Origin of the sequence: Modestobacter roseus (assembly GCF_007994135.1) — a bacterium.
Lineage (GTDB): Bacteria > Actinomycetota > Actinomycetes > Mycobacteriales > Geodermatophilaceae > Modestobacter > Modestobacter roseus.
In genome coordinates this window covers 2,207,254-2,232,066 of sequence record NZ_VLKF01000001.1, presented here as the reverse complement: position 1 = coordinate 2,232,066, position 24,813 = coordinate 2,207,254, and the positions used below count along the sequence as shown (strand labels likewise).

Below are 24,813 nucleotides of genomic sequence, written 5' to 3'. Positions count from 1 at the left end.
CATTCGACGGTGCGCACCCCTGACGACGGGGCGGTGGTCGGCCCGTGCGCGGGCCCGGCTCGGTGAGGCGCCTCGGCTCGCACGCCCCCGAGGTCGCCACCCCGCGGATGACGGCGCGCATCCTGGCCGTCTTCTACGCCTTCGGTGGCACCGCGGGACTGCTCGCGCTCCTCGGGGCGGCCGCGCACTCCGGCCGCAGCGTGGCCATCGCAGCTCTGGCGGCCACCGCCCTGCTCGGCGCCGGCGTCATCGGCCGCTGGGGCCCGTGCTGGCCCCGCGCGGCCTTCCACGTCCCGGTCGCCGCGGCCACCGCGATGATCGGCAGCGCCGCCGCGCTCGCCCCCGACCCGCTGACCGCCTTCGCCATCGGTTCGATCATCTCCTTCGTCGCCGTCGACGCGTTCTTCTTCTTTCGGCCCGGGCCCGCGCTGGCGCACCTGGTGATCGCGCTGGTCGGCGTCAGCGGCGTGCTCGTGCTGCGCGGCGACGTCCCGCTGTTCACCACGCTGGCCCTGGTCGCGGTGGTCGTCGCGCTGGGCACGGTCACCCGCGACCTCGCCTGGCGCGCCTCCAGCGCCAGCCGTGACCCGCTCACCGGGCTGGCCAACCGGCGCGGTTTCGACGACGCCCTGCAGGAGCTGCTCGTCGCCGCCGAGCGCCGTGGTGAACCGCTGTCCGCCGCGCTGCTCGACCTCGACCACTTCAAGCGGATCAACGACACCGACGGTCACGAGGCCGGCGACCGCGTGCTGGTCCGGGTCAGCGAGGTCTGGTGCGCCCAGCTGGCCCCGGGCGCGGTGCTCGCCCGGCACGGCGGCGACGAGTTCGCGCTGCTGCTCCCCGGCCTGACCGGGCCGGTCGCCCTGGCGGAGGTCGAACGGCTGACCGGGCTGCACCCGGGCATCGGCGTCTCCTGCGGCGTCGCCCAGCACATCCCCGGCGAGACCAAGGCCCAGCTGATGCGCCGCGCCGACGCCGCCCTGTACGTCGCCAAGGACACCGGTCGCAACCGCTGCGCCCTCGACGACGCCGCCGGCGACCAGCTGGCCGCCGACCTGACCGCCGCTCTCGCCGCGGGCCGGATCGGCGTGGCCTTCCAGCCGGTGGTGGAGCTCGCCGGCAACCGGGTGATCGGCGTGGAGGCGCTGGCCCGGTGGGACCACCCGGAGCGCGGCGCCGTCCCGCCCGCCGAGTTCGTCGCCCTCGCCGAGCAGCACGGCCTGATCGCCACCCTCGGCCGGCAGGTGCTGCGCACCGGCCTGCAGCAGCTCACCGCCCTGCGTGCGGCCAACGGCGTGCAGCTCGCGCTCGGCGTCAACGTGTCGGTGCGCGAGCTCGCCGACCCCGGGTACCCGCACCGGATGGCGGCGGTGCTGGCCGAGTTCGACTGGCCCGCCGCCCACGTCGTCGTCGAGGTCACCGAGACCCAGCTGGAGTCCGACGTCGCCGTCGTCCGGCAGAACCTCGAGACGCTGACTCGGATCGGGCACGTCGTCGCCGCCGACGACTTCGGCACCGGCTACTCCTCGCTGAGCCGGCTCGACGTGCTGCCCGTCCAGCACCTGAAGCTCGACACGTCGTTCATCGCCTCGATCACCACCGCCCCGCGCCGGGCGCAGCTGGTGGCCAGCATCGTCGCGCTCGCCGACAACCTCGGGCTCGGTCTCCTCGCCGAGGGTGTGGAGACCCGGGAGCAGGACGCCGAGCTGCGCCGGCTCGGCGTGCACTTCGGACAGGGCTGGTTCTACGGCCGGCCGATGCCGGCCGACGAGCTGGCGGGGTGGCTGGCGGCCCGGTGGGTCGACGGCGCGGTCAGCATCCCCCGCTGAACCGCCGCGACGTGCGGGTGGGAGCCCGGGCCACTGGCTCGCCGGCGCACGGACTGCCGTCGGCACCCGAGCCCCCTCACCCGGGCGAGGTAGCTGAACCCCTCGGTCTCGCTCGGATCGTCAACCTCGTGCGCCGCCGGACCGACCACCACTCGGTGAACTGGTCGACGGCGCCCGCGGTGGCGACACCGCGGCTGATGGCACGGGTCCTGGGCACCTTCTACGTGGCCGCCGGGATCGCGGGGCTGTTCGCCGTCCTCGGTCCCGGCGCAGCGCAGCAGAGCCGCTCGCTCACCGCCGTCCTCGCCGTCGCCGCGATCGCCGCCGGTGCGACCTCCCTCCACTGGGGCTCCCGCTGGCCCCGGCGGGTCTTCCACTGTCTGGTCGCGTCGGCCAGCCTGGTGATCGCGCTCGTGGTGGCGGTCAGCCCCGACGCGGCCATCGCCATGGCCGCCGCCTCGCTGCTCGCCTTCGCCGCCGTCGACGCCTGCTTCTTCTTCAGCCTCCGGCTCGCCTGGGCGCACCTGCTGCTGGGCATGAGCGCCACCACCGTCGCCTTGCTGGTCCAGGGCGAGGTGCCGATCTCGATCGCGCTCGCGCTGAACACGGTCGTCGCCGCGCTGGGCAACGTCACCCGCGGCCTGGTCATCCGCGCCTCCAGCGCCAGCCGCGACCCGCTCACCGGGCTGGCCAACCGCCGCGGCTTCGACGACGCCCTGCAGGAGCTGCTCGCCGCGGCCGCCCGCCGGGATGAGCCGCTGTCGGCCGCGCTGCTGGACCTCGACCACTTCAAGCAGATCAACGACACCGACGGCCACGAGGCCGGCGACCGGGTGCTCTGCCGGGTCGCCGACGTCTGGCGGCACGAGCTGCCGCCGTCGGCCGTCCTCGCCCGGCAGGGCGGTGACGAGTTCGCCGTCCTGCTGCCCGGCACGGCCGGCGCCGACGCCCTCGCGCTGGTCCGCCGCGCCTCCGCCGGTCACCCGGAGATCAGCGTCTCGTGCGGCGTCGCCGAGGTGCGCCCCGGGGAGACCGCCGCGGAGCTGATGCGCCGGGCCGACCGGACCCTCTACGAGGTCAAGGCCGCCGGCCGGGGCCGGTGCGAACTGGCCGGCGGCACCGGCTCCACCCTGGCCCGTGATCTCGCCGCCGCGCTCGCCGCGGACGACGTCGCCGTGCACTACCAGCCGATCGTGGCCCTTCCCGGCGGCGCCGTCGTCGGGGTGGAGGCGCTGGCCCGCTGGACCCACCCGGAGCGCGGCGCGGTGCCGCCCGGCGAGTTCGTCCCGGTCGCCGAGCAGAGCGGGCTGGTCCACGCCCTCGGCGCGCACGTGCTGCGCACCGCCTGCGCCGACCTGGCCGGCGTCCGCACCGCTGCCGGTGAGCAGTTGACCCTCGGCGTCAACGTCTCCGGCCGCGAGCTCACCGACCCCGGCTACGCACAGCGGGTGGCGGCCGTGCTCGCCGACACCGGCTTCCCCGCCGACCACCTGGTGATCGAGGTGACCGAGAGCCTGCTCGAGGGCGGGTCGCCGGACGCCGTCGCCACCCTGCAGGCCCTCCGCGACGCCGGACTGTCGGTCGCCATCGACGACTTCGGCACCGGCTTCTCCTCGCTCAGCCGGCTGGACACGCTGCCGGCCGACCTCCTCAAGCTCGACCGGTCGTTCGTCGCGACCGTGCACAGCTCGCCGCGTCGCGCGCAGATGCTGCACAGCCTGGTGGCGATGTGCCGCGGGCTCGGCCTCGACATCGTCGCCGAGGGCGTGGAGACCGCCGAGCAGGAGGCGGCCGTGCGGGCGATGGGCTGCACGTTCGCCCAGGGCTGGCGCCACGGCCACCCGGTGCCGTTCCCCGGTCTGCTCGCCGCCCAGGCCGCCCCCGCGGGAGGCGTCCACCGCGGCTGATCCATCCCCGTCGAGCCCACGGGGTCCGTGCGACGGGCGGGACGCCCCGCCGTGAGACGCGTCTCCGACCCGCCGGTCCGACACGACCACGCAACGAACCCGTGGGACCGTGGGGCACGTGTCTGACGCGACCCCCGGCGCCGCGCCGATCGACGAGCCCGCCCCCCGACCCGAGCCGACGCCGCTCAGCGCCGAGCACGCCCGGCTGGCCGAGTCGGCGGACATGTCGGCGCCGTGGCGGATGTGGGGCCCCTACCTGGCAGGCCGGCAGTGGGGGACCGTCCGCGAGGACTACTCCGCCGACGGCGACGCGTGGGCGTCGTTCCCGTTCGACCACGCGCGCGCCCGCGCCTACCGCTGGGGCGAGGACGGCCTGGGCGGCATCTGCGACCGCTACGGCTTCCTCAACTTCTCCGTGGCGATGTGGAACGGCAAGGACCCGGTGCTCAAGGAGCGGCTGTTCGGGCTGACCAACGCCGAGGGCAACCACGGTGAGGACGCCAAGGAGCACTGGTGGGCCGTCGACGGCACGCCCACGCACTCCTGGATGCAGTGGCTCTACCGCTACCCGCAGGCCGAGTTCCCGTACCAGGAGCTCCGCGACGAGAACGCGCAGCGCAGCAAGCTGGAGCGGGAGTTCGAGCTCGCCGACACCGGCGTCCTGGACGACGACCGCTTCTTCGACGTCCAGATGACCTACGCGAAGAACGCCCCGGACGACGTCTGCATCGTCGTCACCGCCACCAACCACGGTCCGCAGGCCGCACCGCTGCACCTGCTGCCGCAGGTCTGGTTCCGCAACACCTGGTCCTGGGGCGGCGACAAGCGCCAGGGCGTGCTCAGCCAGCTGCTCGCGCCCACCCTCGCCGTCAACGGCCTGGAGGCCATCGAGGCCGAGCACGGCTTCCTCGGCCGGTACGTGCTCGCCGCCGAGGGCGCGCCGAACGTGCTGTTCTGCAACAACGAGACCAACGCCGTCGAGCTCTTCGGCGCCGCGCGCAACGAGACCCGGTACACGAAGGACGGCATCGACCGCCGCGTCGTCCGTGGCGACCGCGACGCCGTCAACCCCGCCGACACCGGCACCAAGGCCGCGTTCTGGTACTCGTGGGACGCCGTCCAGCCCGGTGAGACGGTCACCGTCAAGCTGCGGCTGCGCAAGGAGGACCCGGACGACGCGACGTTCGGCCCCCAGTTCGACGCCGTCCTCGATGCCCGGAAGGCCGACGCCGACGAGTTCTACGCCGACGTCATCCACCCGAGCCTGTCCGCCGACGACCGGCACGTCGCCCGCCGCGCCTACGCCGGCCTGCTGTGGACCAAGCAGCTGTACCGCTACGACGTCGCCCAGTGGCTGGACGGCGACCCGGAGGCGCCGGCGCCGGACACCCGCAAGAAGCGCGGCGGGCGCAACGTCGGCTGGCGGCACCTCGCGCTCGCCGACGTCATCTCCATGCCCGACGAGTGGGAGTACCCGTGGTTCGCCGCGTGGGACACCGCCTTCCACTGCCTGCCGCTGGCGCACGTCGACCCCGACTTCGCCAAGGAGCAGCTGCTGCTCATGTGCCGTGAGTGGGCGATGCACCCCAACGGCCAGCTGCCCGCCTACGAGTGGGCGTTCGGTGACGTCAACCCGCCGGTGCACGCCTGGGCCGCCTGGCACGTGTACCGGATCGACGGCTACCGCGACCAGCAGTTCCTCGTCCGGGTGTTCACCAAGCTGCTGCTGAACTTCAGCTGGTGGGTCAACCGCAAGGACGCCGACGGCTCGAACGTCTTCGAGGGCGGGTTCCTCGGGATGGACAACATCGCGCTGTTCGACCGGTCCGCGCCGCTGCCGCCCGGCTACAAGCTCGAGCAGTCCGACGCGACCAGCTGGATGGCGTTCTACTGCCAGCAGATGCTGAAGATCGCCCTGGAGCTGTCGCGCACCGACCAGGCGTGGGACGGCGTCGCGACGAAGTTCTTCGAGCACTTCCTCGCCATCTCGCAGGCGATGAACGCCTTCGGCTCGCACGAGGTCTCGCTGTGGCACGAGGAGGACGGCTTCTTCCACGACGTGCTCATCGCCCCCGACGGGACGACGGAGCCGCTGCGGGTGCGGTCGATGGTCGGGCTGCTGCCGATCCTGGGCACGACCGAGATCCCGGCGTGGGTGAGCCAGCTGCCCGACGTCGCCGACCGGGTGCGGTGGCTGCAGAAGCGCCGGCCGGAGCTGATGGGCCCGCTGCGCAGCCGGTCGACGCCGGAGGGGCGCAAGATGCTGCTCTCGCTGGTCGGCAAGGAGCGGCTGACCCGGATCCTGCAGAGGATGTTCGACACCGAGGAGTTCCTCTCCCCGTTCGGCATCCGGTCGCTGTCGAAGTCGACCGGGCAGGTGTTCGCCAACGTCGGCGGGCGGGACGTGTCGATCGAGTACGAGCCGGGGGAGTCGCGCACCAAGCTGTTCGGCGGCAACTCCAACTGGCGCGGGCCGGTGTGGTTCCCGGTGAACGTGCTGCTGGCGGACAAGCTGCGCACGCTGGGCCGGCACTACGGCGACTCGTTCACCATCGAGATCCCCACCGGCTCGGGCAACCACTGCACGCTCATCGAGGCGGCCGACCTGATCGACAACTCGCTCACCCGGCTGTTCCGCCCGGTCGACGGCAAGCGCCCCGCCGACGGCAAGCGGATCGAGTCCAGCGACTCACCGCTGTGGCGCGAGCACCCGACGTTCAGCGAGTTCTTCGACGGCGACACCGGCGAGGGCCTCGGTGCCACGCACCAGACCGGCTGGACGGCGCTGGTCGCGCACCTGCTCAACCCGCGACTGCCCGCCGACCCCCGCTGGGCCTGACCAGCCGCCGCTAGGGTCGCCGAGGTGACGCACGAGGACGGCGACGTCGAGCCGAGCATCAACTTCTACACGCGGAAGTGGGTGCGGCCCGAGGACCTCAACGCCCACGGCACCCTGTTCGGCGGCAGCCTGCTGCGCTGGATCGACGACGAGGCCGTCGTCTACGCGGCCATCCAGCTCGGCACGGCGAAGGTGGTCACCAAGTACATCTCGGAGATCGACTTCGTCGGCTCCGCGCGGCTGGGCGACATCATCGAGATCGGGCTGGTCGCCACCGAGTTCGGCCGGACGTCGCTGACCATGCGGGCCGAGGCGCGGAACATCGTGACCGGGGCGAGCATCCTGACCATCGACAAGGTCGTCTTCGTGGCGGTGGACGAGGACGGCCGCCCGTTCGCCCACGGCTACACCTCGCTCACCCGCGGCCGCGAGCGCATCCGCCGCTGAGCGAACCGCCCTGTCGGCGGCCTTCACAGAGTGGGCGGTGGTGCCTGAGTGGTGTCAATCCGCTTGAGAGAACTGAGACCTGGCGGGTGAGTCGTGTCTGTGAATTCTGATCATTAGTGTCGAAAGCGAATCGCTGACTGATCGAAGGGTGCAACGGGGATGACTGAGGAGAGTTGGCACGAAGCGCGGTTGATCCCGACATCAGGGATCAACGGGGCTGAAGAGCAGGAGCGACGTGCCACGTCGGCCCTCCTCGCGGTGATCACCGCCGTCAAGGAGTTCGGCCGCGGTCTGACGCAACCCTTCGGTGCGCCGGCGGGCGCCATCGAGGCCTTCATCGAGGTGCCGTTCATGCTCGGCGAGAAGCGGTGCTATCCGGACGGGCTCATCCGCGTCACTCGTGGACAGCGGAGCTGGACGGCCCTCGTCGAGGTGAAGACGGGCACGAACGAGCTGGGTACCGAGCAACTCGAGAACTACCTCGACATCGCGCGCGAGAACGGCTTCGACGCGCTGATCACGATCAGCAACGAGATCTCCCCGCTCGCGGGTCAACATCCCACCAAGGTGGACAAGCGCAAGCTCCGCAAGGTCGCCATGCACCATCTGCCGTGGAGTCAGATCCTGGCTGCGGCGGTCGTCCAGAAAGAGCACCGCGGGGTGGCAGACCCCGACCAGGCGTGGATTCTCGGTGAACTCATCCGCTACTTGGAGCACCCGCGTTCCGGCGCGCTCGAGTTCGAGGACATGGGCGCGTCCTGGGTTCCCGTTCGCGACGCCGTTGGTGCGGGCACGCTGCGAGCGTCGGACAAGGGCGTCGCCGACGTCGCCGCTCGTTTCGATGCGCTGATGCGCTACGTGTCGCTGCGACTCGGTCGCACGCTCGGCACCGAGGTCGTGCCTGCCCTCACACGCCGCGAGATGGCGGAGCCAGCCCTGCGGAACACGACTCTGGTCGAGAGCTTGGTCCGAGATGGGCGAGTCTCGGGGGCGATACGGATCCCGCATGCTGTCGCCCCGCTGAGCATCGAACTGGACCTCCGGGCCAATCGTGTGACTTGCCATGTCGACGTCGACGCGCCCCGGGAAGGGCGCCCCACAACCCGGGTCAACTGGCTGGTCCGGCAGCTGAGGGCGGCTCCCGAGAGCGTTCGCATCGAGGCATTCGCCATGCATGCGAGGGGCCCGGGGGCCGCTGAGCTGCTCAGAGCAGTGCGCGAGGACTCTGCCGTTCTCGTTCAGGACCCGAAGCGAGAGATTAGGAGCTTCCGCGTTGCGCTCACCAGTCCGTTGGGGACCAAGCGCGGTCGAGGCCGAGGGGCGGCCATCGATTCGGTCCTGGATGCAGTTGAGACCTTTTACGGGGAGGTGCTGCAGAACCTGAGGGCATGGACGGCTGCAGCGCCCAAGATGAGGGACGTCGCCGAACTCCCCAAAGAGACGTCGCCGGCACTCGCGAGCACTGCGCTCTCGTCGCAGGACGGCGTCGAGCTGGCAGCATCGGTGCCTGCGCCCGATTCGTCCGACGATGGCGCGGACGACGGGGCGGCCGTCACCATGTGACCAGCGGTCACCCGGGCGGGGGAGCGAGACGGCCCGGTTCCGCGGTGCCGGTCAACCTCGCGCGCCGGCAGGCCGACCAGACCGCATGACCTGGTCGACGGCGCCCGCGGTGGCCACGCCGCGGATGATGGCGCGCGTCCTGGCCACCTTCTACATCGCCGCCGGGATCGCCGGGCTGTTCGCCGTCGTCGGGCCCGGTGCCGGGTCGCAGGGGCGCTGGCAGATCCTCGGCCTGTCGGTCGTCGTCCTGCTCTGCGGCGCGGTCTCCTTCCGCTGGGGCTCCCGCTGGCCGCGGCACGTCTTCCACGGGCCCGTCGCCTCGGCGTCCGCGCTCGTGGCCTGCGGAGTCCTGGTCAGCCCCGACCCGGCCACCGCGATGGCTGCCGCCGCGCTGCTGTCGTTCGTCGCGGTCGACGCCTGCTTCTTCTTCAGCCTGCCGCTGGCCTGGCTGCACATGGGCTTCGGCATCGCCGCGGTCACTGCCGCGCTCATCGCCCAGGGCGACGTGCCGGCCGCCATCGCACTCGCGCTCGACGCCGTCGTCGTCGCACTGGGCACCGTCGTGCGCGGTCTCGTCCTGCGGGCCTCCAGCGCCAGCCGCGACCCGCTCACCGGGCTGGCCAACCGCCGCGGTTTCGACGACGCCCTCCAGGAGCTGCTCGCCGCGTCCTCCCGGGGCGGGAGACGGATCTCCGCGGCGCTGCTCGACCTCGACCACTTCAAACGGGTCAACGACAGCCAGGGCCACGAGGCAGGTGACCGGGTGCTGTGCCGGGTGGCCGACGTCTGGCGCCGCGAGCTGCCCGCCGACGCCGTCCTCGCCCGCCAGGGCGGCGACGAGTTCGCGCTGCTGCTGCCCGGGTTCTCCGGCGCGGAGGCGCTGACCCTGGTCGATGACATCGCCGCCCGGCACCCGGAGGTGTCGCTGTCGGTCGGCGTCGCCGAGCACCGCCCCGACCACTCCGCCGCCGACCTCATGCGCCGCGCCGACCGCGCGCTCTACGACGCCAAGGCCGCCGGCCGGGGCCGCTGCGAGCTGGAGAGCGGGCCGTCGTCCGAGCTGGCCGGCGACCTGGCGGCCGCCCTCGACGCCGGCGACCTCCAGGTGCACTACCAGCCGATCGTCGCCCTGCCGGACGGCGAGGTGGTCGGCGTCGAGGCGCTCGCCCGCTGGACCCACCCCGAGCACGGTCCCGTGCCGCCCGTCGAGTTCGTCGCCGTCGCCGAGCAGACCGGCCTCGTCGCGGCGCTGGGGGAGCACGTGCTGCGCACCGCCTGCACCGACCTGGCCGGGGTGCGCACCGGGGCCGGCGAGCAGGTCACCCTCGGGGTCAACGTCTCCGGGCGGGAACTGTCCGACCCCGGCTACCCCGCGCGAGCGCTCGCCGTCCTCGCCGAGACCGGCTTCCCCGCGCAGCACCTGGTGCTCGAGGTGACCGAGAGCCTCGTCGAGGGGGAGTCACCCACCGCCGTCACCGCGCTGCACCAGCTGCGCGCCGCCGGGCTCAAGGTGTCGATCGACGACTTCGGCACCGGCTACTCCTCGCTCAGCCGGCTGGACACGCTGCCGGCCGACGTCCTCAAGCTCGACCGCTCGTTCGTCGCCAGCCTCGGGGAGTCCCCGCGGCGCGCGCAGATGCTCGCGCACCTCGCCGCGATGTGTCAGGGACTCGGGCTGGACGTCGTCGCCGAGGGCGTGGAGACCGCGGAGCAGGCCGCCGCGGTGGGGGCCGTGGGCTGCACCTTCGCGCAGGGCTGGCGCTACGGGCGCCCCGCGCCGCTGGCCGACCTCCTGGTCGGCCTCATGTCGGACGTCGACGTCCTGCCGACCACCTGACCGCTGCCGGCATTCCCGTCGAGTGGTCGCGGTTGCCACGATGAGGGGAAGGCAGTCGACGTAAGCAGCCGTCACTCCTGACGTGCGCCCCGCAGCCGAGCTCCCGCGCCCCAGGAGTCGCTGCTGGGGGAGTGCTCCCGCGGGTCCTCGTCGCCGGTGTCGATCGCGACGACCAGGTGCCACGCCGGGCCCACACCGATGCGCACGACGTCGGCGAGGTCCCCGGTCAACCGGACGGTCCGCGATGCGGTCAGCTGCTCGCCCTCGTCGAACCCGCCGCGGACGGTCACCGTGACGCGATCGCCGGCTCCGGTGTCGTGCAGCCGGTGCTCCTTGCCGAGCTTCCCCTCGTGGCACTCGTCGAGGACCTCGCCGTCGGTTGCGGTGACCTCCACCGTGCAGCGGACGCCCGCCGGCACGCCCATGCCGCTGCCCGGGCCGTGCAGCACGCGGAGCGTGCCGCCGATCCCGGCGTCGGCGAACCGCAGGTCGTCGCCGGGCGTGTAGTCGTACGGGTGGGTCCCGCGCTTGCGCCGTGCCACGGCTTCGGAGTCTGCCCGAGTCGGGGCGGGCGGGACCATCGACCCCTGACCCCTCCGAGCGGCACCCTCGTCTCTGAAGCCGAATCGGCCAGAATTCCGGCTAAGCTGGCCAGCGTGACCACTGTTCCGCTCAGCGAGGCCAAGGACAAGCTCTCCGCGCTCGTCGAGGCGGCAGAGACCACGCACGAGATCGTCACCATCACCCGGCACGGCCGGGAAGCCGCCGTCCTGATGGCCAAGTCGGACCTGGACTCGCTGCACGAGACGATCTTCTGGTTGTCGCAACCCGGTGTCCGGGAGGACATCGAATCGGCGCGACGTGAGGTGGCCGAGGGGCGCACCACCGGCGCGGGCGAGCTCCGGACGGAGTTCGGGCTCCCCGGGTGAGCTCGCCGTTCGACGTCCAGATCTCGTCCGCGGCCCTCCGCCAGCTGCGTCGCCTCCCACCGCGGGTCGCGCCTGCCGTGGTGGAGTTCCTCACTGCCGTCCTGCCGGAGAACCCGCTGCGGCTGAGCAAGCCGCTGAGCGGTGAGTTCGCCGGCCTGCGCAGCGCCCGCCGCGGCGACTACCGGGTGCTCGTCGTCGTCGACGAGGTCGCCCGAACGGTGCTCGTCGTCCGCATCGCGCACCGGGCCACGGCCTACCGCCCTCCACCGCCGACCGATTGACCCCGCCCGGCACCGCGAGGTGTGGGGCGAGTGGGACGGACGAGGTAGATCCGGCCTGTCCTGCCGTGGACGACGCGCCCGCCGACTGACCATGGACGCTCACTGGAGCATCACGGGGGTCAGCGCATGTCACGGTCCGAGTCCGCCATCGAGCAGATGCTGCAGCGGTGGGAGGCCAAGAACCCGGGCACCCCGGTCCGGCCGGTGGTGCAGCAGGCCGTCGACCTGGGGTTCGTCGTCGCCGAGCCGACCAGCTCGGCCCGGTACCTGCGCCTGGTGCTCGACGCCCCCGGCGGCTCGGTCACCCTGTACGCCGACGCCCAGCGGCTCACCGCAGCCGGCGCGGGTCTGCGCGACCTCGCCGGCTCGCTGCCCGGCGCCGTCGTCCGTCCGCGCGACGTCCAGTTCCCCTTCGACGCCGCCGACCCCGGCGAGGTCCTCGAGGGGTTCCGGGCTGCCGCCACGGGCGAGACCGCGCACCCGCCGACGGCGGAACTGCCGGCCGCACCGGAACCGGCGTCCGCCGCGCCGCGCACCGCCCGGCTGACCCCCACCCGCGCCGCGGCCGCGGTCGCTGCGCTCCTGTTCGTCATCGCCCTGCTCGTCGGGGGCACGGCCGCGTCGTCGGAGACCGATGCCGACACCGCCAGCTCCGGGACGGAGGCGACCGCGCCCGCCACCCCGGCCGACGACGAGGCCGCCATCGCCGCCGCCGAGGCGTCGCTCGCGCGCGAGGAGACGGCGGAGGCCGCGACGGCCTCCGAGAACACGACCGGGTTGCTCACCGATGCGGACGCCGACTCGGCGATTACCGCGGCGCCGCCCACCACCGCGCTCGCGGCGCTGGCCGCCGTCGAGGTGAAGGGCCGTGCCCCGAAGACCGGCTACGACCGCGACCAGTTCGGCGCCGCCTGGACCGACGTCGACCGCAACGGCTGCGACACCCGCAACGACGTCCTCGCCCGCGACCTCACCGCCGAGACGTTCAAGCCCGGCACCCGGGACTGCGTGGTGCTCACCGGCTCCCTCGCCGACCCCTACTCCGGCACCACCATCGCCTTCCAGCGCGGCCAGGACACCAGCAGCGACGTGCAGGTCGACCACGTCGTCGCGCTGTCCAACAGCTGGCAGACCGGCGCCCAGGGCTGGGACGCCGCGAAGCGCACCGCCTTCGCCAACGACCCGCTCAACCTGCTCGCCGTCGACGGCCCGCTGAACATGCAGAAGGGCGACGGCGACGCCGCCACCTGGCTGCCGCCGAACAAGGCCTACCGCTGCGCGTACGTCGCCCGGCAGGTCGCGGTGAAGGTCAGCTACGGCCTCTGGATGACCCAGGCCGAGCGCAACGCCATCGCCACCGTGCTCGCCACCTGCCCGGCCGAGCCGCTGCCCGGCGGTGTCGTCGCGAACGTCCACGCGCCGGCCCCCGCGCCCACGCCCGCCCCGGCACCGGCCCCCGCACCGGCTCCCGCGCCCGCCCCGGCTCCGGCGCCCGCCCCGGCACCGGGCGTGTTCTACAAGAACTGCGACGCCGTCCGAGCTGCTGGTGCCGACCCGATCCGCGCCGGCGACCCCGGCTGGGACACCACGTTCGACCGGGACGGCGACGGCGTCGGGTGCGAGTGACCTGACCGCTGCCACTCGCTCGGCGGGAGGCCGTAGGCCTCACGGAAGCGTCGGGCGAAGTGGCTCGGGTCGGTGAACCCGTGCGCACGGGCGGTGGCGGCGATCGACCGCCGCCGCCCGGCCGGGGACACCAGTGCGGCCCGGGCCGCCTCCAGCCGCCGGCCGATGACCTCCTGCTCCAGGCTCAGCCCCGCGTCGGCGAACACCTGGTAGAGCCGGCGCACGGACACCGCGTGCGCCGCGGCGATCGACGACGGCGTCAGCGCCGGGTCGGTGAGATGCCGGGCGATGTACGCCCCCACCCGGGTGAGGAGCGTGTCCTCCCACACGTGCCGTTGTCGGACGTCGCCGGCCGCGGAGACCAGCAGTGCCCGCACCAGTTCGACGGTCGCCGTCCCCAGTGACGCCGCGGCCGGGTCGCTGCCGAGCCGGTCGGCGTGCGCCGTCAGCCCCTCGAGGTGGTCGCGCACCAGGTCGTGCAGCGGGCTGGCACGCAGCCGCGGTCCGGCGGCCCGGATCACGTCGGTCGGCAGGGCCAGCCGGTCGTAGGACACGTGGAAGGCGCGCGACCCGCCGTCCCCGGCCCAGGAGAACTGGTACGGCGCGGTCAGGTCGCTGAGCATCAGCTCGCGGGCGCGCACCAGCTGGTCGGCGTCGAACTGGCTGAACCGCCCCATGCCGCTGACCTGCACGGCCAGCGCCACCACGGACGGTGCCTCCTGGCGCACGTGCCGCGCCGTGCGGGTCAGCCGGAAACCGGACGCGTCGGTGGTGAACAGCGACGCCGTCCCGAACTGCCACAGGTGCATTCGTGAGTGCATCCGTTCGGCGGGCTCGAGCTGGTCGATCCGGCAGGGCACCGACGCCTGCCCGAAGGCGTCGCGGAAGGCGCCGACCCGGGCGGCGGGTGCAACGGTGGCGGTGTCCAGCAGCAGCATCGGCAGTCCCCTGCGGACGACGGTGCGGTGGCGCCCAGGGTGGCAGGCGCACCGCACCGGCGGAACCACTCCCGGCACGGAGGGGCCAGAGGTCTGCAGGGAGAGCCGATCCTGCAGTCCGGCACGCTGCCACGCTCCCCGCGTCAGCAGCCCGACCGACCCGCAGGGAGAGCGCCATGGACACCGCCCCCGACACCATCGTCCTGATCCACGGCTTCTGGGTGACCCCGCGCAGCTGGGAGGAGTGGAAGGCGCACTACGAGGCCCGCGGCTTCCGGGTGCTCACCCCCGCCTACCCGGGCTTCGAGGTGGAGGTCGAGGCGCTCAACGCCGACCCCACCCCGGTCGCCGAGGTCACCCTGCCGCAGATCGTCGACTCCCTGGCGCAGGTCATCGGTGAGCTGGAGCAGCCGCCGGTCCTCATCGGCCACTCCGCCGGCGGCGCGATCACCCAGTTGCTGCTCGACCGGGGCCTCGGCGCGGTCGGCGTCACGCTCAACTCCGCCCCCACCGAGGACGTACGGGTGCTCCCGCTGTCGCAGCTGCGGTCGACCTGGACGGCGTTCAAGAACCCGGCGAACCGGCACCGCGCCGTCCCGCTCAGCGAGGAGCAGTGGCACTACGCCTTCACCAACACCTTCACCGAGGAGGAGTCCCGCCGGCTGTACCAGCGGTACGCGATCCCCGCGCCGGGCAACATCCTGTGGAGCTCGGTGCTGGCCAACTTCATGCCCGGGCCGCAGGACGCGCACGTCGACTACGCCAACCCGGCCCGCCCGCCGCTGCTGTTCATCTCCGGCAGCGAGGACCACATCATGCCGCCGTCGGTGCAGCGCTCGAACGCCAAGCACTACCGGGGCGACACGGTCACCGAGCTCCGCGAGCACGAGGGCTTCCCGCACCTGCTGCCCGCCGCTCCCGGCTGGCAGGCCGTCGCCGACGAGGCCCTCGACTGGGCGCTCGAGCACGCGACCGGCCCCCGGGTGCTCGGCGCCCAGTGAGGCTCACGCACGTCGGCGGGCCGACACTGCTGGTCGAGCTCGCCGGGTGGACGCTGCTCACCGACCCGACCTTCGACCCGCCCGGACGGCGGTACGACTTCGGCTGGGGCACCAGCTCGCGCAAGGTCACCGGCCCGGCGCTTGACCGGGGTGACCTGCCGCCGGTGGACGCCGTCCTGCTCAGCCACGACCACCACGCCGACAACCTGGACGACGCCGGCCGGGCGCTGCTGCCGTCGGCCCCGGTGGTGGTGACGACGGTGGCCGGGGCCGCGCGGCTGGGGGACGGCGCGCGGGGTCTCGTGCCGTGGGCCTCGACGGTGCTGACCGCCCCCGGTCGGGTGCCGCTGGTGGTCACCGCGACGCCGGCGCGGCACGGCCCGCCGTTGAGCCGGCGGGTGTCCGGGGACGTCGTCGGCTTCGCCGTCCACCCGCAGGGAGCCGAGGGTGGCGTGGTGTGGATCTCCGGGGACACCGTGTTCCACCGCCGGCTGCGGGAGGTCGCCGACCGGCTGACCGTCGACGTGGCCGTGCTGCACCTGGGCGGCGTCCGGTTTCCCGTCACCGGCCCGCTGCGCTTCTCGATGACGGGCCGGGGCGCGGTACGGACGGCGCGGCTGCTGGAGCCACGGGTCGTCGTCCCGGTGCACCACGAGGGCTGGAGCCACTTCCGCGAGGGGCGGGACGGCGTGCAGCGTGCGCTGGACCGGGCGCCGGACGTCGGTCGGCGGTTCCGCTGGCTGCCCTCCGGCGTACCGGTCGACGTGGGCGGCTGACCAGCGCGTCTGCGGCTCGTGGGACTGCCGGTGCGGATGGTGTGACGACTCGGCGTCGACGCCCCGTTTCGGCGAATCCTGTCGGCAACGTCCTCGATGCTGCGCAGCAACACGGCTTCACCGGAGTCAGGAGAGCGGGATGCGCGGGATCGTCGTCATCGACCAGCCGGTCGAGGACCGGGTGGTCGGCTGGCACGTCAACGTCGGCGAGGGGCTCGAGTCGACGATGGCCGGTGCCTGGGTGCTGCCCTCGGACGACGACCGGATCGCCCGGCTGCTCGTCGGCCGGATCATGGTGCCCACCGAGAAGGCCTCGGTGCGGTTCGGCCGCGGTGCCGACGCCGCTGCGCTCGCCGTGGCGATCGTCGCGGAGACCAGCGCGCTCGACGCCGCCTTCGCCGCGCACGTCGCGTCGCTGCCGTCGTCCAAGCGGAGCCTGGTGAGCCCGCGCTGGCCGCGGATCCCGACCCGGCCGCGTCCGGAGACCGCCGGCGATCCGCTGGCCAGCGACGCGCTGACCCTGGCCCGCTGGGTCGCCGAGCTGCTCACCGCCTGGGACCGGATCGAGAAGGAGCGGCTGACCCGCCCCTTCCTCGCCGTCCGCGGTGGGGAGGCCACCCGGGCGCTGCCGCCGGGCTGGCCGGCCGTCAGCTGCCTGGCCCAGGCGGCCTGACACCTCCCGGGGGCGCCACTGCGGCGTCCCCGGGAGGTGTGCGACTCAGACCAGCCGACGCGCGGTGTTGTAGCCCCACATGTCGATGCTGGCGACGCGGACGACGTCGCCGCTGGTCGGCGCGTGCACCATCAGCCCGTCGCCCAGGTAGATCCCCACGTGCCCGACGGGGGAGTAGTAGAAGACCAGGTCACCCGGCTGCAGGTGGGCCCGGTCGACGGGCACGCCCATCGTGGACTGCATCCGCGACGAGTGCGGCAGGGTGATCCCGGCCGCCCGGTACGCGAACTGGGTCAGGCCCGAGCAGTCGTAGACGTTCGGGCCGGCCCCGGCCCACACGTAGGGCTTGCCCAGCTGTGCGAGCGCGGTGTCGATGACCACCTGGGCGGCGGAGTTCGGCGCTGCGGTGGCCGCGACCGGCGCGGCGATCGGAGCCGCGGCCGGCGGGGCGGCGCCCCGGCGTTGGCCTGTGCGGCGAGGGGGGTGAGCACCACGCCGGCGCCGGTGAGCAGCGCGATCAGCGCGCCCTTGGCGGTGCGGGTGGAACGACGTGCAGAGGTGGTGCGCAGGGTCGTCATGGAACGACGGGTTCTCCTTGTTCTCCTCAACCGCCTACCGAGTTAGCTGACGGGTTCGGGCGGGGAACTCGCCCGGCTCGGCCGCACCTGCGTGCGGCCGTGCTTCACCCCAGAACTGCGGTGGGTCCCCGGTCCAGGCGGCGGCTGCAGCGTGCGCAGCCGACGTCCGGTTCGGCGGTGCCGTCCGGGTGTCACCACAGGCGGTGACGGTCGGACCCGGTCGGCCGCGATGACGCTAGGTCGGCATCCCGGAGTCCGCAGCGGTCCATCTCGACCCGATCCGGGAGCCCTCGGACAGCGACTCGCCGTCGCGACCGCAACAAACGCCAAGCCGTCCCCGGCGTGTCTCGCGGGGAAACGATCGTGTCGGACGGCGGCGCGTGCCCACGCTTCGTGTTGACGGCCTCACGACGCGCCAAGCCCTGGAGCTGCGTCAGGAGCGGGGGCCCGGGCGCACGGCGGGGGTCACATGGGGTGCTGCCGACAGTCGTGGTCTGCCCACCGGGGGTGGGCAGACCACGACGTTGCCGGGGGTACTTCCCCAGCACGCGACAGCGCCGCCGGGGATCACTCCTCGGCGGCGCTGTCGTCGTGCTGGTGCTGCGGAGATCAGGCGGTCTGCTCGCCGATCCCGAACTGCAGCGAGCCGTCGGGGCCGGCGGCCGCGTCGAGCGTCTTGTCGTCGAGCAGCTCCGCGGCGCGGGAGTCCAGGAACACCCGCGCCCCGGCCTCGTCGAGCACCGCGTCGTCCTCGGCGGGCACGGCGGCCAGGCTGAGCTCCAGGTTCGCGCCGGTCGGGTCGTTGGCGATCCGCAGACCACCGGCCTCGGGGACCTCGGACTGGCCGAGGATCCCCTTGATCGCGGTGGCGGCGGTGGGGGTGAGGGTCAGCATCGTGCGGGGTCCTCTCGGTTGCAGGGGGCCCAGCCCGCCGGACGTCGGTGGCCGGCGGGCAAGGCGGTCGACCGGAGACGGTTCGCCTCGCACCCCCCAACCTCCCCGGCACCCGGAGCGGGGTCAAGCGTCGTCACGCACCCGCAAAGAAGCCCGCACCCACCGCGTCGGTCGCGGTGATCGGCTGCCCGCTGCCCGACCGGGTCACCCGACCGGCCCGCGCCGCCCGCGCCAGCCCCGCCTCCAGCGCCGGCATCAGCACCGGGTGCAGCCGCCGGTGCCCGAAGACCGCCAGCGTCTGCGCCACCAGCTGCTCGTGCGTCAACCCACCGCTGGACCGCAGCAGCGCGACCATCGCGTTCCCGATCTCCTCCGGCGGCACGTGCTCCAGCGGCCGGTCACCCGCCGACCCCTGCCGGCGGAACCCCGCCCAGGACACCGGGTCCAGGTCCTCCGGCCACAGCCACTCCGCCGCCGGCTCGGGCAGCAGCGCCAGCAGCTCCGCCATCCGTGCATCGGTCAGCCGCGGCACCTCGAACGCCCGCGCCGCCCGCCGGGCCAGCCGCTCCCGGTGCACCGGCCCCTCCGCGGCGATCCCGTCGACCAGCACCTCGCGCACCAGCCGCGCGATCGCCGGGTCGTCCAGCCGGCGCAGGTCCCGCGGCTCACCCGCCGGCCCCGGCGTCCAGGGCACGAACGGCTCCTCCCCGGGCAGCCGCACCGGCGGCACCACCGGCCGCGCCGGCACCCGCCGCGGCGCGTCCCCGGCCGGCGGAGCCGGGGTCGGCGCCTCCCGCCGGGCAGCCTCGGCGGGCAGCGGCGTGGGCAGGGCCGCCGGCGGTCGCGCCGCCTGCACCGCCGTCACCAGCCGGTCCAGCACCGCCGCCCGGTCGGCCAGCCACTCGGGCAGCCACACCCGCTCCACCGCCCAGCCGCGCGCCGCCAGCGCCCGCACCGGCAGCTCCAGTCGGTCGCCGAGCGTCACCGCGGCGTCCGGACCGTCGAGCAGCACCGCCACCCGCGGTTGCCCCGGCTCGTCGGCCGGCGCCACCGCCACGTCGATCCGGAACTGCGAGAGCCCGACGTCGGTCCGCACGGACAGCCCGCGGTCCCGCAGCGCTGCCGCCACGTCCTCCCGGTGCGCGTCGTGCACCGGCGCGGGCACGCCGTCCCGCGGCGCCGCCGCGGCGCCCGCGGTGACGACGTCGAGCAGCGCACGCAGCTCGCGCACCCCCCGCTGCGCCGTGCCGGCCGGCACCAGCGCCGCCGGCGGGAACGACGCGAACACCAGCAGCTGACGGCGGGCCCGGGTGACGACGGCGCGCAGCCGCCGCTCCCCGCCGGCCCGGTTGAGCGGTCCGAGGTCCAGTGGCAGCCCGCCGCGCTCGTCCGGGGAGGCGCCCAGGGAGAGCAGCACGACGTCCCACTCGCCGCCGTGCACGGCCTCGACCGCGGCCACCCGCAGGTCACCGGAGTCCAGCGCCGAGACGACCCGGGGATCGGCCGCCGCGCGCAGCAGCTCCTCGACCAGTCGGCGCTGCGCGGCGTGCACCGTGACGACGGCGACCGACGGCGCCGCGCCGGGGGAGTCGGCGAACCGCCGCGCCACCTCGGCCACCACCGCTGCTGCCTCCGCCGCGTTCGTGCCCGCAGCGGAGCCGGTCCGGGAGAAGCGGCCGTCCACCGACACCAGCGCGAGGGCCGGCCCCGGCACGGCCGAGGGGAACGTGCCCACCCGGTGCACCGCGTTCGGCACCGCGAACAGCAGCTCGTCCTCGCTCCGGTGGTGCCAGGCCAGCTCCCGCCGGGGCACGCCGGCGCGCAGGCAGGCGGCCAGCAGGCCGTCCTGCTCCCCGCCCACCACCACCGCCGCGGTCGCCCGGCCGAGGGCGCCCAGCGCGTCGGCGACCGGCAGCCGGCCGGCGTCGGCGAGCACGACCAGGTCGAAGGAACCCGGCTCCGGCGGCAGCCGGCGGGCCACCTCGTCGGGGGTGGCGAGCACACAGCTGCCCGGGATCGCGCCGGCCAGCACCCGCGCGGCGGCGGCGGCCCGGGCCGCGGCCGAGGCCCGCAGGAACAGCCCCACCGCCGCCTCGTGCGCGCGGGCGTCGGCGGCGGTCAGCCCGGCGGCCGCGGCCCGCTCGGTCACGGAGGACTCGGCCAGCCCCCGGTCGAAGGCGGCGACGGCCTGCTCGGCCGGGACCGCCCCGGAGACCAGTGCATCCCGCATCGCGGTCAGCCCGGCGGCGTCCAGCAGGTGCAGCGCGCGCAGCAGGTCCAGCCAGTGCGCCAGCGACGGCAGGCCGAACTCGTCGATCGCCCGCCCGGCCCGGGTCTCCTCCCAGCGGGCCACCAGCCGGCGGTCCCCGGCCCAGGCCAGCAGCTGCTCCGGGGTGGCGAGGCAGGCCCCCGGTAGCTCGGCGAGGGCCCGCTGCAGCGCCCGGACGGCGGACGCGCGGGCGGGGTCGGGGAGCGACGCGGTGTCGATGAACCGCCGCAGCGCCGGGGTGTGGTCGGGGTTCGCCCGCAGCGCGGCGGCGAGCCGGCGGACCGCCTCCAGCTGGGCGTCGAGCCGGTCGACGTCGGTGAACGGGTTCCAGTTCCACGGCAGGTCCACCCCGGGCAGCTCGCGGGCACGGAAACCCAGCTCGCGCGCGGCGGCCTGCACGGCGAGCAGCTCCTCGGCCAGCGCCGGCACCTCGGCCGGCGGCACCTCCGCGCCGGGCAGCAGCGCCGGCGTCAGCTCGGCGAGCACGGCGGCCAGCCGCTTGCCGCGGCCGATCCGGCCCGAGGCGGCCGCCTGCCGGGCGTTCTCGGCGATCGCGGCCAGCGGCAGGTCCAGCACCGCCGGACCGGCGACGTCCATGCCCGGGTGCTGCTCGGTGCAGAAGAACGCGACGTCGGCGCGCAGCTCGGCGACCTGTTCCTCCCACTCCGGGGTGCCGGCGAGGTCCAGGTCGGCCAGCGGCACGGCGGGCCCGTCGAGCAGGACGGCGACCGCGGACAGGTCGGCGGGGGTCGGCGCGGCCGACACCACCCGGGCCACCGGGCCGGGCGGGACGGCGTCCAGCGCGCGGTCGACGGCGCGGACCGCGGCCTGCACGGCCACCGGGTCGACGTCGGCCGAGTCGAGGAAGCCCCACGGGTGCCCGGCGCGCGGCCGGGTGCGGGCCGCCACCGCCGGCAGCTCGGCGAGCGCGGCGCGGACCGCAGCCGTCGTGCGGGTGGAGGCGTTGACCACGAAGGCGGGCGGCACCGGCAGCGACGGGATCGCGGCGCCCGCCGCCACGAGCGAGGCCGAGGCGTCGTACAGCGACAGGCCCGCCGAGTTGGGTGCGTGCAGCCGCGCGGAGTACCCGGCCAGCTGCTTGCGCAACGGGCCCAGGTCGGGCAGCTCCGACGTCGGCAGCTCGGGTGCCTGCTCGCCGGTGACCAGCGCGGACAGGCCCGCGTCGGCCAGCCGTGCGGCGACGGTGTCGAGCGTGCCGCGCCGGGGCGCGACCACGAGCACCCGCCGCCCCGCCCCGGCCACGGCGGCGACGGTGTTCGCCACCGTCTGCGCCTTCCCGGTGCCTGCCGCGCCGAGCAGCGCGAACGTGCGCCCGGCGAGCGCATCGGCGACCGCAGCCAGCTGGCTCCCGTCGGCCGGCAGCGGCAGCGTCGTCGCCAGCTGGTCGAGGTCGGTGCCGGCCGGGTCCTGCGCCGGGAACGGCTGGCCGGGGCGCAGCAGGACCGGCACCAGCGGGTTGCGCAGGGCGGCGGCCCCGAGGTGCTCGGCGTCCTGCCGCACCCGGGACGCCGCCGCGGGGAGCAGCGCGAGGTCGGCGGTCGGCTCCACCCGGGCCGACGCCCCGCTGCGGGCCAGCGCCTGGCGCAGCGCGACCACCACCGCCGCCGGGTCCGGCTCGGCGGGCAGCGGCAGCGAGACGCCGTGCCGACGGCGCAGCTCGGCCAGCAGCTGCGCGTTCACGGTGGTGCCGCCGGTCGGGTCGGCGACGAGCCGGAACGAGCCGTTCGCGCCGGCGGTGAGGGTCACCGGCAGCAGCACCAGCGGGGCGCGCACCGCGCGGCCCTCGGGTGCCCAGGTGAGCGAGCCGAGCGCCAGGCACAGGTCGTTGGTGCCGCGGGTGGCGAGGACCGCCTGGGCCCGCTCGGCGAGCGCCCCGGCCTGCTCCCCGTACGCGGCCGAGGACAGCTCGGTGTAGAGGCCGCCGTGCTCGGTCAGCAGCTCGGCGAGCTGGTGCGCGGGCAGGTCGCGGGCGGCGCGGATGCCCCGCCGGCGGGCGGCCGCCCCGAGCTGGTCGGCGGGCAGCAGGGTCAGCGGGGCACCGGCGGCCAGCCGCTCGGCGAGCACCGACAGCCGGCCGGCGGGCACGGTCAGCGGGAGGGCGTCGGCCAGGTCCAGCGGCTGCGGCGCGGGCAGCGTGGCCAGCGCTGCGGCCAGCGGGGTCGCCGCGCGGGGCTTCGGGCCCAGCGGCCGGACGCCGTCGGCGCGGGCGCGGTGCACGTCGGTGACCCCGAGCAGCCGGTGGTGGTCGCCGGTGAGCCAGCTGGCGGCCGCCGTCCGGTGCAGGTCGCCGAAGGTCGCCGGTGGGGCACCGGCGACCAGCAGGGCCGGCTCGACCAGGCCGATCGTGCCGTCGGCGACCAGCTCCGCGAGCCCGGCGACGTCGGTGGTCGCGGTGTGCTCGGCGCCCGGCCCGCCCCGCCACCAGCCGAGGAAGGCGTGCGCGGGTCCGGCGTCGTCGGCGGTGATCCACACCAGCGGCCGCAGCCCGGCGTGCTCGAACGCGGCAGCCAGGGTGAGGGCGGTGTCCAGGCCGGTCCCGGCGCGCTCGTCGAGCACCTCGGTGGGGGTGCGCACCCGCTGTGCCACGTCGGCCCAGCGGGCGGCCGCCGGGAGCGGGCGGATGCCGCGGCGGCGCATCGCCTCGACGATCGCGGCGGCGGCCTGGTCCAGCTCGGCTGGGTCCAGGTGCGCGGGGTCGAGGTCGGCCAGTTCGGGGCGGCCGGTGCGCTGCCGCAGGTGGTCGGCGGCCGCGCCGACCAGCCCGGCCACCGCCGGGTCGTCGGGGCGGACGTGCGCTGCCAGCAGCTCCAGCGCCAGCGGTGAGGGCGCGGCCAGCCACTGCCCGGCGCCGAGCACCCGCACCGGCGCGCTCGTCCCGGCGAGCACGTCGTCGTCGTGCCCGACCCGCACCGTGACCTCGCCGGGTGACGCCTCGGGAAGCGCGGCGAACGCGGCCGGGTCGAGCAGCAGCGGGACGTCGAGCAGCACGGTGGGCCGGCCGGGCAGCAGGTCGGCGCGCAGCTCGACCGGGTCGGCGAGCGGGCGCCCCGCGGCACGGACGGCGACGGTGACCCGGGCGCCGAGCAGCTCGCGCTCGGCCGTCAGGACCAGCCGCGTGACCACGGGGACGGCGAGGGCGGCGAGCGCCTCGTCCAGCACGGGGACGCACTCGGCCTCGATCGTCACCGGCTGCTGCGGGCACGGGGAGTCGCCCATGCCGCCTGTCTACCCCCGCGGAACCGCGGAGTCCGGGAGCCCGGCCGGGATGTGACGGATGAGGTCCGCCCGTCCCGGCCGGGCACGGCTCAGGGGACGACGACGGCGCGGCCGCGGATCGTCCCCGCGTGCAGCCGCCGGTAGGCCTCCGGCGCCTGGTCGAGGGTGAACCGCTCGACCTCCACGTGCACCGCCCCGGCCCGGGCCAGGTCGAGCACCTCCATCAGCTCGGTCCGGGTGCCCCAGTACGGCGCGCGCACCGCGGCGCCCATCGGGGTGGAGAAGAACCCCGTGGGCAGCGTGCCGCCGCCGATGCCGACGATCTGCACCACGCCGCCGATCGCGACCACCGAGCGGGCGAGGTCGATGGTGGCCTGGGCGCCGACGATGTCGAACACCGCAGCCGCGCCCACCCCGCCGGTGAGCTCGCGGATCCTCGCTGCCGCGTCGTCGTCGGAGCGGAGCACGTGGTGCGCGCCCAGCTCCTTGGCCAGCTGGAGCTTCTCGTCGCTGATGTCCAGTGCGATCACCGTCGCCCCGGAGATCGCCCGCAGCAGCTGGATCGCCACGTGCCCGAGCCCGCCGGCGCCGATGACCACCGCCGTCCCGCCCGGCGGCAGCGCGCCCAGGCTGCTGACGATCGCGTGGTACGGCGTCAGACCGGCGTCGGTGAGCGAGACGGTGGCCACCGGGTCGAGGTCACCCAGCGGCACCAGGTGCCGGACGTCGTCCACCAGCATGTACTCGGCCAGCGCACCGGGGGAGCCCAGCCCGGGCGGCTGGATGCCCAGCTCCGCGGCGCGGGTGCAGTAGTTCTCCGCGCCCCGGGCGCAGGCGTGGCACTGCCCGCAGCCCCACGGTCCGTAGACCGCCACGGCGTCACCGACCGACACCCCGGTGACCCCGTCACCGAGGGCGTCGACGACGCCGGCGCCCTCGTGCCCCAGGGTGAGCGGCAGCCCGTAGGTGTACTGGTCGGCGGGCAGGCCCATGACGAACGAGTCGGAGTGGCACAGTCCCGCGGCGGTCACCCGCAGCCGCACCTGGCCCGGGCCCGGTTCGGGGGTGGGCACCTCCACCACCTCGGGCTCGCCGCCGATCGTCCGGTACTGCACCGCGCGCATGGCTCTCCTCCGCTCGTGTTCCGGGCCGGCGGAACCACCGGCCCGCTGCCGACGCTAGGTGCGCC

The 24,813-nt window shown here is 74.9% G+C and carries 18 protein-coding genes and 1 riboswitch; of the genes, 12 read left to right on the top strand and 6 right to left on the bottom strand.

What is annotated here, in order from left to right:
- The first annotated feature begins 107 nt into the window (after positions 1-107).
- From JD78_RS10575 to JD78_RS10550, 6 genes are all read left to right on the top strand, one after another.
- Positions 108-1,829: a putative bifunctional diguanylate cyclase/phosphodiesterase gene (locus JD78_RS10575; RefSeq protein WP_153362428.1), complete on the top strand. Its 1,722-nt coding sequence runs from the start codon at positions 108-110 to the stop codon at positions 1,827-1,829.
- A 128-nt stretch (positions 1,830-1,957) separates the two neighbouring features.
- Positions 1,958-3,736, top strand: a complete 1,779-nt coding sequence (locus JD78_RS10570) for a putative bifunctional diguanylate cyclase/phosphodiesterase (RefSeq protein WP_153362427.1) — start codon at positions 1,958-1,960, stop codon at positions 3,734-3,736.
- Positions 3,737-3,854: 118 nt separating this feature from the next.
- Entirely contained in the window at positions 3,855-6,575 is a 2,721-nt protein-coding gene (locus JD78_RS10565; protein ID WP_208104071.1) for an MGH1-like glycoside hydrolase domain-containing protein, read from the top strand.
- 24 nt (positions 6,576-6,599) lie between these two features.
- Entirely contained in the window at positions 6,600-7,022 is a 423-nt protein-coding gene (locus JD78_RS10560; RefSeq protein ID WP_243731024.1) for an acyl-CoA thioesterase, read from the top strand.
- 159 nt (positions 7,023-7,181) lie between these two features.
- Positions 7,182-8,585, top strand: a complete 1,404-nt coding sequence (locus tag JD78_RS10555; RefSeq protein ID WP_153362497.1) for a hypothetical protein — start codon at positions 7,182-7,184, stop codon at positions 8,583-8,585.
- Between the two features lie 85 nt (positions 8,586-8,670).
- Positions 8,671-10,422: a putative bifunctional diguanylate cyclase/phosphodiesterase gene (locus JD78_RS10550; RefSeq protein WP_166521126.1), complete on the top strand. Its 1,752-nt coding sequence runs from the start codon at positions 8,671-8,673 to the stop codon at positions 10,420-10,422.
- 71 nt (positions 10,423-10,493) lie between these two features.
- On the opposite strand, the gene JD78_RS10545 is transcribed toward JD78_RS10550, so the two are convergent.
- A complete protein-coding gene (locus tag JD78_RS10545; RefSeq protein ID WP_153362499.1) occupies positions 10,494-10,964 on the bottom strand; it encodes a hypothetical protein in 471 nt (156 codons plus the stop codon).
- 114 nt (positions 10,965-11,078) lie between these two features.
- On the opposite strand from JD78_RS10545, the gene JD78_RS10540 reads away from it, so the two are divergent.
- The 3 genes from JD78_RS10540 to JD78_RS10530 all read left to right on the top strand — a co-directional run bounded on the left by JD78_RS10540 (position 11,079) and on the right by JD78_RS10530 (position 13,258).
- Complete coding sequence (locus JD78_RS10540; RefSeq protein ID WP_153362500.1) at positions 11,079-11,351, top strand: type II toxin-antitoxin system Phd/YefM family antitoxin; 273 nt, start codon at positions 11,079-11,081, stop codon at positions 11,349-11,351.
- Positions 11,348-11,632 carry a type II toxin-antitoxin system RelE family toxin gene (locus JD78_RS10535; protein WP_153362501.1) on the top strand — a complete coding sequence of 95 codons (285 nt, stop codon included), beginning with the start codon at positions 11,348-11,350 and terminating at the stop codon, positions 11,630-11,632. The genes JD78_RS10540 and JD78_RS10535 overlap by 4 nt, the downstream gene beginning before the upstream one ends.
- Before the next feature lie 126 nt (positions 11,633-11,758).
- Positions 11,759-13,258 (top strand): GmrSD restriction endonuclease domain-containing protein, encoded by a 1,500-nt coding sequence (locus JD78_RS10530; protein ID WP_243731023.1) that lies wholly within the window; start codon positions 11,759-11,761, stop codon positions 13,256-13,258.
- On the opposite strand, the gene JD78_RS10525 is transcribed toward JD78_RS10530, so the two are convergent.
- Complete coding sequence (locus JD78_RS10525) at positions 13,147-14,196, bottom strand: helix-turn-helix domain-containing protein (protein ID WP_153362486.1); 1,050 nt, start codon at positions 14,194-14,196, stop codon at positions 13,147-13,149. The genes JD78_RS10530 and JD78_RS10525 overlap by 112 nt on opposite strands.
- 176 nt (positions 14,197-14,372) lie before the next feature.
- On the opposite strand from JD78_RS10525, the gene JD78_RS10520 reads away from it, so the two are divergent.
- The 3 genes from JD78_RS10520 to JD78_RS10510 all read left to right on the top strand — a co-directional run bounded on the left by JD78_RS10520 (position 14,373) and on the right by JD78_RS10510 (position 16,646).
- Positions 14,373-15,197 carry an alpha/beta hydrolase gene (locus JD78_RS10520; protein ID WP_153362485.1) on the top strand — a complete coding sequence of 275 codons (825 nt, stop codon included), beginning with the start codon at positions 14,373-14,375 and terminating at the stop codon, positions 15,195-15,197.
- Positions 15,194-15,973: an MBL fold metallo-hydrolase gene (locus tag JD78_RS10515; protein WP_153362484.1), complete on the top strand. Its 780-nt coding sequence runs from the start codon at positions 15,194-15,196 to the stop codon at positions 15,971-15,973. Before JD78_RS10520 ends, JD78_RS10515 begins: the two co-directional genes overlap by 4 nt.
- A gap of 139 nt (positions 15,974-16,112) precedes the next feature.
- Complete coding sequence (locus JD78_RS10510) at positions 16,113-16,646, top strand: hypothetical protein (protein WP_153362483.1); 534 nt, start codon at positions 16,113-16,115, stop codon at positions 16,644-16,646.
- 45 nt (positions 16,647-16,691) lie between these two features.
- Here the strand turns inward: JD78_RS10510 and JD78_RS10505 are convergent, their stop codons facing one another.
- The 4 genes from JD78_RS10505 to JD78_RS10490 all read right to left on the bottom strand — a co-directional run bounded on the left by JD78_RS10505 (position 16,692) and on the right by JD78_RS10490 (position 24,748).
- Entirely contained in the window at positions 16,692-17,027 is a 336-nt protein-coding gene (locus JD78_RS10505; protein ID WP_243731022.1) for a C40 family peptidase, read from the bottom strand.
- A gap of 214 nt (positions 17,028-17,241) precedes the next feature.
- A riboswitch (cyclic di-AMP (ydaO/yuaA leader) is annotated at positions 17,242-17,377 on the bottom strand.
- A 456-nt stretch (positions 17,378-17,833) separates the two neighbouring features.
- The gene (locus JD78_RS10500; protein WP_166521125.1) at positions 17,834-18,118 is read right to left on the bottom strand and encodes a HesB/IscA family protein; all 285 of its coding nucleotides are present in this window, start codon (positions 18,116-18,118) and stop codon (positions 17,834-17,836) included.
- Between the two features lie 133 nt (positions 18,119-18,251).
- On the bottom strand, positions 18,252-23,624 hold the full coding sequence (locus JD78_RS22585; RefSeq protein ID WP_153361989.1) for a DUF4011 domain-containing protein: 5,373 nt from the start codon (positions 23,622-23,624) through the stop codon (positions 18,252-18,254).
- Positions 23,625-23,713: 89 nt separating this feature from the next.
- Positions 23,714-24,748, bottom strand: coding sequence for an NAD(P)-dependent alcohol dehydrogenase (locus tag JD78_RS10490; protein ID WP_153361988.1), 1,035 nt, complete (start codon positions 24,746-24,748; stop codon positions 23,714-23,716).
- Positions 24,749-24,813 lie beyond the last annotated feature (65 nt).

Bases quoted from the DNA above. Each gene is read 5' to 3' on its own strand.
- JD78_RS22585 (WP_153361989.1), bottom strand. From the start codon at position 23,624: ATGGGCGACTCCCCGTGCCCGCAGCAGCCGGTGACGATCGAGGCCGAG.
- JD78_RS10520 (WP_153362485.1), top strand. From the start codon at position 14,373: ATGGACACCGCCCCCGACACCATCGTCCTGATCCACGGCTTCTGGGTG.
- JD78_RS10530 (WP_243731023.1), top strand. From the start codon at position 11,759: ATGTCACGGTCCGAGTCCGCCATCGAGCAGATGCTGCAGCGGTGGGAG.
- JD78_RS10575 (WP_153362428.1), top strand. From the start codon at position 108: ATGACGGCGCGCATCCTGGCCGTCTTCTACGCCTTCGGTGGCACCGCG.
- JD78_RS10555 (WP_153362497.1), top strand. From the start codon at position 7,182: ATGACTGAGGAGAGTTGGCACGAAGCGCGGTTGATCCCGACATCAGGG.
- JD78_RS10510 (WP_153362483.1), top strand. From the start codon at position 16,113: ATGCGCGGGATCGTCGTCATCGACCAGCCGGTCGAGGACCGGGTGGTC.
- JD78_RS10490 (WP_153361988.1), bottom strand. From the start codon at position 24,748: ATGCGCGCGGTGCAGTACCGGACGATCGGCGGCGAGCCCGAGGTGGTG.
- JD78_RS10550 (WP_166521126.1), top strand. From the start codon at position 8,671: ATGACCTGGTCGACGGCGCCCGCGGTGGCCACGCCGCGGATGATGGCG.
- JD78_RS10525 (WP_153362486.1), bottom strand. From the start codon at position 14,196: ATGCTGCTGCTGGACACCGCCACCGTTGCACCCGCCGCCCGGGTCGGC.
- JD78_RS10500 (WP_166521125.1), bottom strand. From the start codon at position 18,118: ATGCTGACCCTCACCCCCACCGCCGCCACCGCGATCAAGGGGATCCTC.